Origin of the sequence: Williamsia serinedens (assembly GCF_024171725.1) — a bacterium.
GTDB lineage: Bacteria > Actinomycetota > Actinomycetes > Mycobacteriales > Mycobacteriaceae > Williamsia_A > Williamsia_A serinedens.
On record NZ_JAMTCG010000006.1, the window covers coordinates 105,368 to 118,888 of the forward strand.

Sequence of the window (13,521 nt, forward strand, 5' to 3'; positions counted from 1 at the left end):
GCCGCGCGTCACGGACGGAGGCGGACCACCTGCGGGTCGTGATCGGACACCTGATCCGGGAACTCCGCGTTGAGGTGCACCACCTCGTAGCGAGCGGTCGGACGCACGGACCGGCTGACCAGGATGTGGTCGAGGACCTGCGAGACACCCGAGAACACGTAGGTGTACCGGCGGTCACGCGGCAACGTGGTGATCAGGTCGGTCAGCGCGCCGCCCGACGTGAGCGTCTGCAGTGCCGGACTGAACGGGAAGTCGTTGAAGTCACCCGCGGACACGATCGCCGCACGCGGGTCGACGGCGAGAGCCGCACGGACCCAGTCGTTCTCGATCCGGGCCTGCGCGTCGCGCTGCGTCTCCGACGACCGTGCCGGCGGCTGGAACCGTCCGTCGGCGGACTGGTCGCCGCCCTTGGACGCGAAGTGGTTGCCGATGACGAACACCGTGCGGCCCCGGAACGTGAACTCCCCCACCAACGGCTTGCGGCTCGTCGTCCATGCGGTGTTCGACGGATCGATGCGTCCGGGCGACTGTGAGAGCTGCGCGCGGCCACCGGCGCCCCGCACCACCGTCGTCGCCGTACTCGACGTCGCGGCTCCTCCACGGTCGACGAAGGAGACGCGCGCCGGGTCGAACAGGAACACGGTCCGGATGTTGCCGCCGGGCTGTCCACCGTCGGCGTCGTTCGCGGGATCGATGCTGCGACTGTCGTACCGCGGCCCACCGGCGGCGGCGATCGCGTCGATGAGACGACGGACGGTGCGGTCCGCGGCGGTGGTCCCGTCGTCGCGGGCACCCGAGTTGTCCTGCACCTCCTCGACGGCGACGATGTCGGGACGAGCCAGGTTGCGCACCACCCCGGTCGCGAGCGCCGCGTACTTCGCGTCGCTGTCACCGGGCGCGAGGTTCTCGACGTTGTACGTCGCGACCGAGAGCTCGCCCGGCAGCGCGGCGCCGGCGACGGTCCGGCCCAACCCACCCGGCACCACCGGCGGGAGCGACGGCGCGTCGACGGTGAAACCGCCGAACGACGACCAGTCGACGACGCCGGTGAGCGGCCCGGCGAATCGGTCGCCGACGGTCAGGGTCGGCTTCGCCCCGTCGAGGGCGGTGACGTGCACCCTCCCGGTGGGGAGGTCGTAGCCGGCGAGCAACGCACCACCGCGGTAGGTGTTCTGGGAGAACGGCTTCGACGTGACGTAGATGTCACCGTAGGTGTTACTGGGGGCGATCACCCTCGGTGTTGGGATCTGCACGCGCATGCCCTCGTGCGCCTCCCAGAACTCCTGGGCGGACCGTCGCGGCACCGCCCTGCCGATGGTCTCGACGTCACCGACGATCGGGGGCGCGAACCGGTTCGGGACCGTCGACGGCCCGATGACGACCGGCGCGGGCAGCGCGACGCCCCGCGCACGGGTGTCGACGGTGGGCGCGGTGATCTCGGTGACCGACAGGTTCGCCGACGACGCACCGCCGGAACGGAACTCGGTGACCGTCCCGCCCACGGTCACGTCGTCGCCGACGGCGACGGTCGGCGCGGTCCGGTCGGTGACCACGAACACCGCATCCGACGTCGAGTCGTCGCGATCGGGTGTGCGCGACTGGATCCAGAACCCGCGCGGCGACGACGTGCGGACCGTCGTGACGACACCCTCGACACCGGACACCGCCCGACCGGCGAGCGGCGAGGTGAAGCCGGTCCCCTGGATCGCCTCGATGGTCGTCGGCGCGGACGGCGCAGCCGATGCCGTGGGAGCGGCCACACCCACGGCGACCGCGATGACGGCAGGCACGACCCACGCTCTGATGCTCACGCGCCGAGATGTTAGCCATGCTGATCACCCGTCAGGTGAACGCCAGGCGAACACCACCCCGCACCGGGAACAGCGTGCGCGGGTTCTGCAGCTGCGCAACCGGTTCGATCACCTCACGGCCCACGACACCGGACCACACGACGGGCCGTCGATGCGGCACGCGGGTCGTCGCGGATCGCGAGAACCGATACCGACCGTCGACGACCCCGAGCGCGAGCCGGTCCGGCTCGTCGGGAAGCGGGACGACCACGGTGTCCCCGACCTCGACGTCGGACACGAACTCGGCGAGCACACGAGTCGCCTTGGTCGGTCTGCGTGGCGGGTCGTGGGCCCGGAGCAGCGCCCGCAGACCGTCCGCGGTCCCGTCGCCCGCGTCGACGTCGATCCCCGACGCGGTGCCGAGGCCGACGATCCGTCGCCGGCGGAACTCGGACCAGGCATCCGCGTCCTCCGCACGGAGAACCCACACGTGCGAGGCCGGCGGGACATCCAGCTCCGCGACCGCAGCAGGAGGCTCCGGCCAGAAATACGGCAGGTCGTCGGGGACGTCGTCGCCGAAGAGCGGTCGATACCGATCGGGATCCTTGCGCACCAGGGCAGCGCGATGGCTGAGGTGGAGCCGCTCGTCCCCGAGCCAGGGCGGCATCAGTCCGTCGTCGGCCATGTCCCGCTGCGTCCGCCCCACGACGTCGGGGGCGAACTCGGCGATCATCGCCGCGGTGGTGTCCGCGCGGCCACCGTCGGTCCAGATCTGCGCGACGTCGAGTCCGTAGCGGACGAGGCCCGGGGTGAACCCACGCCACATCCGGACCGCCGGATGCGTCGACCACCCGTAGTCGTACAGCTCGAGCGAGCGCACGACCTGCACCGTCTCGACGCGTTGCTTGCCGAGCCGCGGGACGTCGAGGACCTGTGCCGACCGGAGGAAGTCCGCGTACGGCAGGAACGTCTGCATCCTTGACGACTACCCCGCCGCGGGCCGACTCACCCGTGCGACCTCGACCCGTCCCGCTCGTCGCGGACCTGCTCGAGCGCGGAGGTGAAGGTCTCCGGCGCCTGCGCACCCGAGATGCCGTAGCGGCCGTCGAGGACGAAGAACGGCACGCCGGTGATCCCGTACGCCCGGGCCTGCTCGATGTCGGCGGTCACCGCGTCGGCGTAGGTGCCCTCCTCCAGCGCGATCAGGACCTCGTCGCGGTCGAGGCCCACCTCGGCGGCGAGATCCGCGAGCTCGTCGTCGCGTCCGAGGTGCCGGCCCTCGGTGAAGTAGGCGGCGAACAGCCGGGCGGCGAGTTGGCGTTGCAGGCCATCGGCTTTCGCGAGGTGCAACACCTCGTGGGCCTTGCGCGTGTTGGTGTGGCGGAGAGCGTCGAAGTCGTAGCGCACGCCGTCCTGCGCACCCGTCTCGGTCATCTGCGCGAGCATCTGGCGTACCTGGGCAGACGGAAGACCCTTGTGCTGCACCAGGAAATCGACCTCGGAGCCGTCGAAGTCGACCGGGGTGTCCGGCGCGAGCTCGAAGCTGTGGTAGGTCACGACGACGTCGTCTCGCCCGTCGAACTGCGCCAGCCCCGCCTCGAACCGGCGCTTGCCGAGGTAGCACCACGGACACGCGATGTCCGACCAGATGTCGACGGTGACGGGAGATCCCATCAGCGCAGCGACGTCGTGATCGGTGCCTGCGGGGCCGTGGTGACCGAGGTCCAGCCGGTCCGCAGGTATTCGACGATCGCCGCGTCGACGACGGGGTTCGACCGCCCGAACTGGCCGTGGTCGCCACCACCGACGGTGATCAGCTGCGCACCCATCCGCGCGCGGTGCTCGAGGCTCGGACGGTACGGCGTCTGCGGGTCACCGAGTGCCTGGAGTTGCAGTGGCCGCACCCGCAGCCCGGTCCCGGTGATCGCGACCGGGCGCGCCGACGGCGCGACGCCCGAGCAGAAGAGCCCCGACGCGAACAGCAGGGCCGGTCCGCCCACGGGATCGGTGATGAGGAAGGTGTCGAGCAACGACGCCGGTGCCAGCAGCGGGTTCGCCGGCACCGCGTTCTCGTTGCACAGGATCGTGTTCTGCATCGCCACGGAGTTCAGCTGCTCCCTTTGCGACTCGGCGGACATCGCGCGGGCCCGCTGTGGGCCCGCCACGATCCGCTGCGCGACGAGCGGCCACGCGTTGCGATCGGGGGCGGCGGCCCTCGTGAGTCCGACCAGGGCCGACGACGACTGCCGCTTGCCGGTCACCAGACTCGCGAGGAAGTTCTCGGCCTGGGCGCGGGCAGGACCGGTCAGGTTCTGCCCGGTGATGTAGGCCTGCACCTGCGACCGCAGCCCGGGCGGGACGTCACCCACCCGCGCGGGCGGCGGTGACACCGACGGCGGCACCCCCGCCTCGGCGGTGACCACGCGACTCCACGAGCGGTAGACCGCCAGCGGCGTACTGCCGAGCCGATAGATGTCGTCGTGGTCGGCGATCCAGGTGAACAGGTCGGTGATGCGCCTCTGGTATCCCGGTGTCTGCGCGGTGAGGAGTGCGTTCCACTCGAGACGGGGATCGACGGCGGAGTCGAGGATCAGGCGGTCGGTGTGCTGCGGGTAGAGCGTCGCGTAGGTCGACATCAGCGTCGTGCCGTAGGAGATGCCGAGCAGGTCCACCCGGTCGCCGAGACCTAGTTGTGTTCGCGCCGACTCGATGTCGCGGGCGGTGTTCGCGGTCGTGATCGTCCGCGCGTAGCCGGGGGCGGTGCGGTCGCAGGCGGCGCGCAGCGCCCCTCCGGCGGCCAGATAGGACGCGGCATCCGACGGTGACGGTGGCGCGCAACGGAGTTCGCCCGCGTCGATGAGACCGCGCGGCTGCACCGCGACGAGGTCGTAGGAGTCCCGCAGCGCCGCAGGCGTGGTCAGGAGGGAGAACATCCCGATCGCGTCGCCGCCCGGACCGCCCGGGTTGCCGATGAGAACACCGCGCCGCTCGCCGCGCGCGGGCAGCTTCGACACGAGCACGTCGATCGACCCGGCGGACGGACGCGCGTAGTCCTTCGGGACGCGGATCGTCGCACAGAGGGTGTCCTTCGACGCGCCGTGCAGTGCCGGGCACGGACCCCAGGTGGCGGGAGCCGCCTGCGCGATCGCGACCGGGGCGAGGACTCCCGCCACGACGGCCAGCACAGGGGCGATGACGGCGACACGGGCTCGGCGCAGGATCACGGCGCTCACCGTATCGGTCGGGGCGGTCGACGGCGCGTCGGATCGGGCGTACCGTCGGGTCATGACCGATTCGAACACGAGTTCGACGTCCGGGACCGACGAGGTCCTCGGCGCCGACGCAGGCAACACCACGGAGAAGGACCCGCAGGACTGGGTCACCGGCGACGAACCCATGACCGGGGCGCAGAAGAGCTACCTGGACACCCTCGCACGCGATGCCGGGGAGACGCTGTCCGCCGACCTCACCAAGGCCGAGGCGTCCGCCGAGATCGAGCGTCTGCAGGGTAAGACCGACCGGGGCTGAACCACGTCCCGCGACCGTTCCCACCTGACGCGACCGTCGCAACGGTCGCACAAGGGGGTTCGGGTCGCGGGAGCACGAGGCCGCCCGACATCTGCTCAGCGTGGTGAGAACCCTCGTCGGACGGCGCCCGGTGCACGACGGTCGGAGGACGGCGTCACCCGACGCCGCGGTGTGCCGCGTCCCGTGGGCGGGCACATCCCGCCGACACCGGGAGGACCTCGCGCATGGTCACCTCGATCGCCCCGGCGCACACACCGCTACCTGTCGCCGACACCGGTCCCGAGCCGCCGAGGGCCGTGCGCCGCCGGACCGACGGATGGCGGCGCCAACGCTGGACCGTCGTCCGCGCACTGTCGCCCGTGGCGCTGCTCGTGCTCTGGCAACTGGGCAGCGCGCTGCGCCTCATCCCCGAACGGATCCTGCCCGCGCCGTCGCTGATCCTCGACGCCGGTGTCGATCTCGCGCGCAGTGGGGAGCTGACCGACGCGCTGGTGGTGTCGGGGACACGGGTCGCCGAGGGCCTCGTCCTCGGTGGGGTGGTCGGCGTGGTGCTCGGCTCCCTCGTCGGGCTGTCGCGGCTCGCGGAGGCCACCGTCGACCCGCCCCTGCAGATGATGCGCGCACTCCCGCACCTCGGGCTGATCCCGCTGTTCATCCTGTGGTTCGGCATCGGCGAGACGCCGAAGATCCTGCTGGTCGCGCTCGGTGTCGCGTTCCCGCTGTACCTCAACACCTTCTCGGCCATCCGCCAGATCGACCGCCGTCACCTCGAGACGGCTCAGGTCCTCGGTTTCTCGTGGCGGCAACGGTTCTCGCGGGTCATCCTCCCGAGCATCGCGCCCCAGCTGCTGGTCGGGCTCCGGCAGTCGCTGGCCATCGCGTGGCTGTCCTTGATCGTCGCCGAGCAGATCAACGCCGACGCCGGCCTCGGGTTCATCATCAACCAGGCGCGCGACTTCCTCCGGGTCGACACCATCATCTTCGGGTTGGTCGTCTACGCGCTGCTCGGCATCGTCACCGACGGCATCGTGCGGGTCCTGGAACGACGGGCCCTGCGCTACCGGGCGGAGCGCGCGTGAGCGCCCCGGTGGACACCGCGGTCGCCTCGCTGGTCGGCGTCGACAAGTGGTACGGCGATCACCAGGTGCTCGACGGTGTCGACCTTCATGTCGACCGCGGCGAGATCGTCGCACTCGTCGGACGGTCCGGCTCGGGGAAGTCGACGATCCTGCGTGTGCTGTCCGGACTCTCCGACGACCACAGCGGCGAGACGCGCGTCGCGGGCAGACCGGCGGTCGCGTTCCAGGAACCGCGCCTGTTCCCGTGGCGGACCGTGCGGCAGAACGTCTCCTACGGCCTCAACCCGTCGGGCGTCACCGGACGTGCCGCAGAGCAGGCCGCCGACGCGACGCTGGCCGAGGTCGGCCTCGACGACAAGCGCGACGCCTGGCCGGCGACGCTGTCCGGAGGGCAGGCCCAACGTGCTGCTCTCGCACGAGCTCTGGTCGGCGAGCCCGAACTCCTCCTCCTCGACGAGCCGTTCGGTGCGCTCGACGCGCTCACCCGGTTGACGATGCAGTCGCTGCTGCTCGACCTCTGGCGTCGACACGGGTTCGGCGTGTTGCTGGTGACCCACGACGTCGACGAGGCCGTCGCACTCGCCGACCGCGTGCTCGTCCTCGACGCCGGCACGGTGACCGACCACGTCGACGTCGACCTCCCCCGCCCCCGCGACCGCGGGACCCCGGGTTTCGCCTCGCTGCGAGGCCACCTGCTCGCCGCACTCGGCGTGCACTGATCGACCCTTCACCCACGACCGGAAGTCTCGAATGTCCCTGCGCTCGTCCCTGTCCCGCCCCATCGGAGCCGTCGCCGTCGTCGTCGTCACCGCGCTCGCCCTGGCCGGGTGTGTGTCTCGCGACTCCGACGCACGGTCGTCGGCGCCTCCGTCGACGGTCGACGCGAGCAACCTGTCCGCGGTGACACTGAACGTCGGTGACCAGAAGGGTGGCACGCAGTCGCTGCTCGAGGCCTCCGGCCAGCTCACCGGCCTGCCCTACCGGATCTCGTTCTCCACCTTCACCTCCGGACCACCGCAGGTCGAGGCGGCCACCGCGGGACGTATCGATTTCGCGGTGACCGGCAACACGCCGCCGATCTTCGGGGCGGCCGCCGACGCCCGGATCAAGGTCGTCAGCGCCTACGCCAACAACGCATCCGGCGACCAGGTGCTGGTCCCCGCGTCGTCGCCCCTGCGGTCCGTCGCGGACCTGCGGGGCAAGCGGGTGGCGGTGGCCAAGGGCAGTTCGGCCAACGGACACATCCTCCTGCAGCTGAAGAAAGCCGGCCTCTCCCCCGCCGACGTCCAGCTCATCTACCTGCAGCCCGCCGACGCGCTGACCGCCTTCACCGCCGGGCAGGTCGACGCCTGGGCCATCTGGGATCCCTACACCGCGATCGCGCAACGCCAGAACGGCGCTCGAACCCTCACGACGGCCGAGGGAGTCGCGAACGGGTACGGCTTCGGGATCGCATCCCAGCAGGCGTTGGCCGATCCCGCGAAGAACACCGCCCTGGCCGACCTCGTCGGCCGCATCGCGAAGGCCTCGGCCTGGGCGAAGACAAACCCTGCGGAGTGGGCGGCGAAGTACTCGGCGGCGGTGAAGATCGACCCCGCAGCCGGTGCGGTCGCCCAGACCCGCAGCCTCCGGCCCGCGATCGCACTCGACAGCACGGTGATCGGCTCGGAGCAGCAACTCTACGACGCCTTCGTCGACGCGAAGCAGATCCCGCGCGGGAAACCGTTCTCCGACTATGTCGACACCCGATATGCCGATACCGTCACGGAGGCCACCCGATGAGCGCACGCGTCTTCTGGTTCCTGCCGACCGCCGGTGACGGGCGGTCCATCGTGGGCGCTTCGCATGCCTCGTCACACCGGGTGGAGCCCGCCGGGTTCCGGCGACCGAGCCTGCGCTACCTCACCGAGGTGGCCCAGGCCGCCGACCGGCTCGACTACGAGGGTGTGCTGACGCCGACCGGGACCTGGTGCGAGGACGCGTGGTTGACGACCGCGGCGTTGCTGCAGAGCACGCGGCGTCTGAAGTTCCTCGTCGCGTTCCGTCCTGGGCTGACGCCCCCCACCCTCGCGGCGCAGCAGGCGGCCACGCTGCAGCGGATGTCCGAGGGGCGGCTGTTGCTCAACGTGGTCACCGGTGGCGACGACGCCGAGCAGCGTCGCTTCGGGGACTGGCTCGACCACGATCGCCGGTACGCCCGGACCGACGAGTTCCTCGATCTCGTCCACCGGATCTGGACGCAGGAGTCCGTCGACCACGAGGGCGAGTTCTACCGTGTGGCCGACGCGCGGGTGTCGGAGGCGCCGGATCCGCTGCCGGAGTTCTGGTTCGGCGGGTCCTCGGAGCCGGCGTTGTCGGTGGCGGCCCGTCGTGTGCAGACGTACCTGACGTGGGGCGAGCCGCCGGCCGACGCGAAGGCCAAGATCGACCGCGTGCGTGCGCTCGCCGACGCGGAGGGCCGTCGGCTCCGGTACGGCATCCGCCTGCACACCATCAGCCGCGACACGTCAGCCGAGGCATGGTCTGTGGCGCAACGACTTCTGGACGAGCTGCCGCAGGAGCGGATCGCCGAGGCGCACCGTCTGCACTCGTCGTCGCAGTCGGAGGGGCAGCGCCGCATGGCCGCACTCCACGGCGGGTCCACCGACTCCCTAGAGATCTACCCGAACCTGTGGGCGGGCGTGGGGCTGATCCGTGGTGGCGCGGGCACCGCGCTCGTCGGCAGCCACGACGAGGTCGCCGACCTCATCGGCGAGTACCACGACGCCGGGTTCTCCGAGTTCATCCTCTCGGGCTACCCGCACCTCGAGGAGGCGTACCACTTCGCCGAGGGGGTCCGTCCCATCCTCGACCGCCGCGGCATCACCGCCCCGGCACCCCGTCGCGCCGCCTGACCGTTCGCGCAGGAGTGCTTCGGCGCGCGAAAGTTTCTTGACCCGTGCCGATCACACGTCGTACGTTCGGTCGGCTGACGTCGATCCGAGCGTGACCTGCCGGACCCCGGTCGTCGGAGTCACTCCGCGAACGATGACCACGGGAGCTTCTGTGCGCACACTCGCCTGCCTCGTCGCGACGGTGATCGCGGTGGCACTCGGCGCAACAGCCCCGTCCCACGCCGACACAACGCGACCTGCAGGGACCGCCGTCGCAGCCGCGGCCGCCCCGGGTCCGTTCGGGGTGCGGTCGACGACGACCGTTCACCCGTGCGTCGGCACACGTGCGGACGGGCAGAACAGCCAGGCGCGCCGCGACGGTGTGTTCACCCCACTGCAGTGCACCGACGCCGCCCCCATCGGCACCGGGCCGGGCACCGGGGTGAACTTCTACTTCCCCGAGGTGGTCGGCGCGCGACCGCTCATCGTCTTCAGCGGTGGATACGGGGCGAACCCCGGCTACTTCGACAGGATCGCCCGTCACTGGGCGAGCCACGGGTACGTCGTGGCGGTCTCGTACCAGCTGGAGGAGCTGGTGCCGTACAGCGCCTTCCGCGGCCTGCGTCGTGCCGTCGAGGTCGACCGCGATCGGTCGTCGCCGCTGTTCGGTCGGATCGACCTGCGATCGGTCGTTCTGGCCGGCCATTCCTTCGGCGCGACCAATGCACTGCACGCGGCGGACCTCATCGCGCTCCGAGCGCGGGGGATCGATTCACCGTCGGGGTTCACCGTCCCGGACGGGGTGCGCGTGGTCGGCGTGCTCGCGATCGGCCCGGCCGTCGGCACGGTGACCGATGCGGTCGCGCTCCCCACGCTGGTCGTGGGTGGGACCCGCGACTTCGTCGCACCACCACGCGAGATCCGGCGGAGCTACGACGCGATCCACGCCGGACCCGCGTGGTGGGCCATCCTGCGGGACACGGCCCACCTGATCACCCTCGGCCCCGTCGCCTCGAACCCCCAGGCCGGGATCGAGACTGCGTTCCTCGACCACGTCACGACGGGTGCGTACTGTTCGGTGTTCGCCGGCCGGGACTGGCCCGGCGACCCTCGCATCGTCGACGCGGCGCGGAACGCCCGTGCGCTGCAGGAGCGGTGCCCGGGCACGTCGGGCGGTGCCCCGACCCGATGACTGCTCGCGTCCTCGTCGTCACGTCACCCGCCCGCGGGCACCTCTACCCGATCACCGACGCCATGCTGACGCTGCGCGATCGAGGACACGACATCCACATCGTGACGCTGGCGTCGGAGGTCCCGATGCTGAGGGGTCTCGGCTTCTCCGCGGAGCCCCTCCCGCCCGAACTCAACGACGCCGAACTCGACGACTGGCGGTCCCCGTCGAGACGGGACCGGGTCAGGTCCATCGTCTCGGAGGTGATGTCGCGGCTGCCCGCCCAGTTCACGCTGACCGAGCGGCTCGTCGCCGAACACCGACCCGACATCGTGATCGCCGACTTCAACGCCGCCGGGGCACAGTTCGCGGCCGAGCGAGCCGGTCTCCCGTGGGTCGTCTGGTGTCCGACGTTCCTGCCCCTGTTCAGCGGCCGCGGGCCCATGGTGGGCACCGGCATGCTGCCGGGATCCGGGCGGCGTCACCGGGTCCGTGACGAGGTCATGGCTGCTGCCGGACGCGCCCTGTGGGATCTGCTGTCCCTGCGGCCGATGAACGAGGCACGGGAGTCGGTGGGGCTCGAGCCGCTGCGACACTCCGACGACCTCGTCCGGATCGCCCCTCTCGCGATCAACTTCGTCGGGCCGCCCATCGAACACAGGCGCTCGGACTGGCCGGACACCCTGCACCTCGTCGGGCCGTCGCTCTGGTCGCCACCGGCCCCCGAACACCCGGACATCGCCGCCATCGACCGACCGGTGGCGCTGGTCACCTGTTCCACCGAGTTCCAGAACGACGCCCGGTTGGCCCAGACGACGCTCACCGCACTGGCCGACACGGGACTGCACGTGGTCGTCACGTGCGGCGACACCCATCCGGCAGGTTTCACAGCCGGGCCGAACGCCACCGTCCTCCGCAACGGACCGCACGATCAGATCCTCGAGAAGGCCGTCGTCGCCGTCACGCATGGTGGACTCGGCATCACCCAGAAGGCCGTGGCGCGCGGGGTCCCCGTCGTCGTGGTGCCGTTCGGGAGAGACCAGCACGACGTCGCCGCGCGGTTCGCGGCCACCGGCGCCGGGATCCGGATGTCGCCGGCCGACCTGACGCCGACGGCGGTGCACGAGGCCGTGCTGTCGGCGTTGGGCCGGACGTCGGCGGCGCGAGCGGTCGCCGCGCAGATGGACGCCCGCGCGGGGGAGCGTGCCGCGGCCCTCATCGACGACCTCATCCGCCGCGCCGCCTGACCCCCTCCCCTGAACGCCGAAGGCCGGCCACCGCGAACGGTGACCGGCCTCCGGTTGTCTGGTGAGTCAGACGGACGGGCTCAGAAGCCCATGCCGCCCATCTCGTCGCCACCCGGCATCGCCGGCGCCGGGTTCTTCTCCGGCTTGTCGGCGACGACGGCCTCGGTGGTGAGGAACAGCGCCGCGATCGAGGCTGCGTTCTGCAGCGCCGAACGGGTGACCTTCACCGGGTCGTTGATGCCGGCGGCCAGCAGGTCCTCGTAGGAACCGGTGGCGGCGTTGAGGCCGGTGCCGGTCGGCGAGTTGCGGACCTTGTCGGCGACGACGCCCGGCTCGAGCCCGGCGTTGACGGCGATCTGCTTGGCCGGGGCCTCGAGCGCGACGCGCACGATGTTGGCACCCGTGGCCTCGTCACCCTCGAGCGACAGACCGTCGATGGCGGCCTCGGACTGGAGCAGGGCGACGCCACCACCGGCGACGATGCCCTCCTCGACCGCAGCCTTGGCGTTGCGGACGGCGTCCTCGATGCGGTGCTTGCGCTCCTTGAGCTCGACCTCGGTCGCGGCACCGGCCTTGATGACGGCGACGCCACCGGCCAGCTTGGCCAGGCGCTCCTGCAGCTTCTCGCGGTCGTAGTCGGAGTCGCTGTTCTCGATCTCGCCACGGATCTGGGCCACGCGACCGGCGATCGCGTCGGAGTCACCGGCGCCCTCGACGATGGTGGTCTCGTCCTTGGTGACGACGACCTTGCGCGCGGTGCCGAGCAGCTCGATGCCGGCGCCCTCGAGCGAGAGGCCGACCTCTTCGCTGATGACCTCGCCACCGGTGAGGATGGCGATGTCGGCGAGCATGGCCTTGCGGCGGTCACCGAAGCCCGGGGCCTTCACGGCGACCGACTTGAAGGTGCCGCGGATCTTGTTGACGACCAGGGTCGACAGGGCCTCGCCCTCGACGTCCTCGGCGATGATCAGCAGCGGCTTGCCGGCCTGGATGACCTTCTCCAGCAGCGGCAGCAGGTCCTTGACGGTCGACACCTTGCCCGAGACGAGCAGGATGTACGGGTCCTCGAGGACGGCCTCCTGGCGGTCGGCGTCGGTGACGAAGTAGCCCGAGATGTAGCCCTTGTCGAAGCGCATGCCCTCGGTGAGCTCGAGCTGCAGGCCGAAGGTCTGAGCCTCCTCGACCGTGATGACGCCTTCCTTGCCGACCTTGTCCATGGCCTCGGCGATGAGCTCGCCGATGGACGCGTCGCCGGCGGAGATGCCCGCGGTCTGAGCGATCTGCTCCTTGGTCTCGACCTCCTTGGCGCTCTTCAGCAGCGACTCGGTGACGGCCTCGACGGCCTTCTCGATGCCGCGCTTGAGACCCAGCGGGTTCGCGCCGGCCGCGACGTTGCGCAGGCCCTCACGCACGAGCGCCTGGGCGAGCACGGTGGCGGTGGTGGTGCCGTCGCCCGCGACGTCGTCGGTCTTCTTCGCGACCTCCTTGACGAGCTCGGCGCCGATCTTCTCGTACGGGTCCTCCAGCTCGATCTCCTTGGCGATGGACACACCATCGTTGGTGATCGTGGGGGCGCCCCACTTCTTCTCCAGGACGACGTTGCGACCCTTGGGGCCCAACGTCACCTTCACCGCGTCGGCGAGGCTGTTCAGGCCCCGCTCGAGGCCGCGGCGGGCCTCCTCGTCGAACGCAATCTGCTTGGCCATCGTGAAGTGATCCTCCGATAGGGGGTGACACTGAAGTTCGTTGGCCGGACTCGGTGCCCGCGACGGACGACCGGGTATCAGCAGGACCCGCTCTCACCGTCCCGACCTGGCACTCACGGTCCGCGAG

Annotated in this window: 12 protein-coding genes; 7 read left to right on the top strand and 5 right to left on the bottom strand. The window is 71.0% G+C overall.

Annotation, left to right across the window (positions count from 1 at the left end; genetic code table 11):
- Positions 1-8: 8 nt before the first annotated feature.
- Genes LX12_RS16370 through LX12_RS16385 form a run of 4 tightly spaced genes read right to left on the bottom strand, consistent with a single transcriptional unit; the run spans position 9 to position 5,014 of the window.
- The gene (locus LX12_RS16370; RefSeq protein WP_253655650.1) at positions 9-1,811 is read right to left on the bottom strand and encodes a DUF8508 domain-containing protein; all 1,803 of its coding nucleotides are present in this window, start codon (positions 1,809-1,811) and stop codon (positions 9-11) included.
- 31 nt (positions 1,812-1,842) lie between these two features.
- A complete protein-coding gene (locus LX12_RS16375; RefSeq protein ID WP_253655651.1) occupies positions 1,843-2,766 on the bottom strand; it encodes an MSMEG_6728 family protein in 924 nt (307 codons plus the stop codon).
- Between the two features lie 29 nt (positions 2,767-2,795).
- Positions 2,796-3,464 carry a DsbA family oxidoreductase gene (locus tag LX12_RS16380; protein ID WP_253655652.1) on the bottom strand — a complete coding sequence of 223 codons (669 nt, stop codon included), beginning with the start codon at positions 3,462-3,464 and terminating at the stop codon, positions 2,796-2,798.
- Complete coding sequence (locus tag LX12_RS16385; RefSeq protein ID WP_253655653.1) at positions 3,464-5,014, bottom strand: alpha/beta fold hydrolase; 1,551 nt, start codon at positions 5,012-5,014, stop codon at positions 3,464-3,466. Before LX12_RS16385 ends, LX12_RS16380 begins: the two co-directional genes overlap by 1 nt.
- Positions 5,015-5,075: 61 nt before the next feature.
- Here LX12_RS16385 and LX12_RS16390 point away from each other — a divergent pair, with 61 nt between their 5' ends.
- The 7 genes from LX12_RS16390 (at position 5,076) to LX12_RS16420 (ending at position 11,688) form a co-directional block, all read left to right on the top strand.
- Complete coding sequence (locus LX12_RS16390; protein ID WP_253655654.1) at positions 5,076-5,318, top strand: DUF3072 domain-containing protein; 243 nt, start codon at positions 5,076-5,078, stop codon at positions 5,316-5,318.
- Between the two features lie 224 nt (positions 5,319-5,542).
- Positions 5,543-6,397 carry an ABC transporter permease gene (locus LX12_RS16395; protein ID WP_253655655.1) on the top strand — a complete coding sequence of 285 codons (855 nt, stop codon included), beginning with the start codon at positions 5,543-5,545 and terminating at the stop codon, positions 6,395-6,397.
- The gene (locus LX12_RS16400; RefSeq protein ID WP_253655656.1) at positions 6,394-7,116 is read left to right on the top strand and encodes an ABC transporter ATP-binding protein; all 723 of its coding nucleotides are present in this window, start codon (positions 6,394-6,396) and stop codon (positions 7,114-7,116) included. Before LX12_RS16395 ends, LX12_RS16400 begins: the two co-directional genes overlap by 4 nt.
- Before the next feature lie 31 nt (positions 7,117-7,147).
- Complete coding sequence (locus LX12_RS16405; RefSeq protein WP_253655657.1) at positions 7,148-8,179, top strand: ABC transporter substrate-binding protein; 1,032 nt, start codon at positions 7,148-7,150, stop codon at positions 8,177-8,179.
- Complete coding sequence (locus tag LX12_RS16410) at positions 8,176-9,291, top strand: LLM class flavin-dependent oxidoreductase (RefSeq protein ID WP_253655658.1); 1,116 nt, start codon at positions 8,176-8,178, stop codon at positions 9,289-9,291. Before LX12_RS16405 ends, LX12_RS16410 begins: the two co-directional genes overlap by 4 nt.
- A 151-nt stretch (positions 9,292-9,442) precedes the next feature.
- Positions 9,443-10,462: an alpha/beta hydrolase family protein gene (locus LX12_RS16415; protein WP_253655659.1), complete on the top strand. Its 1,020-nt coding sequence runs from the start codon at positions 9,443-9,445 to the stop codon at positions 10,460-10,462.
- Complete coding sequence (locus tag LX12_RS16420) at positions 10,459-11,688, top strand: glycosyltransferase (RefSeq protein ID WP_253655660.1); 1,230 nt, start codon at positions 10,459-10,461, stop codon at positions 11,686-11,688. The genes LX12_RS16415 and LX12_RS16420 overlap by 4 nt, the downstream gene beginning before the upstream one ends.
- A gap of 80 nt (positions 11,689-11,768) precedes the next feature.
- Here LX12_RS16420 and groL read toward each other — a convergent pair whose 3' ends face one another.
- A complete protein-coding gene (groL, locus tag LX12_RS16425; RefSeq protein ID WP_253655661.1) occupies positions 11,769-13,394 on the bottom strand; it encodes a chaperonin GroEL in 1,626 nt (541 codons plus the stop codon).
- Between the last annotated feature and the right edge of the window lie 127 nt (positions 13,395-13,521).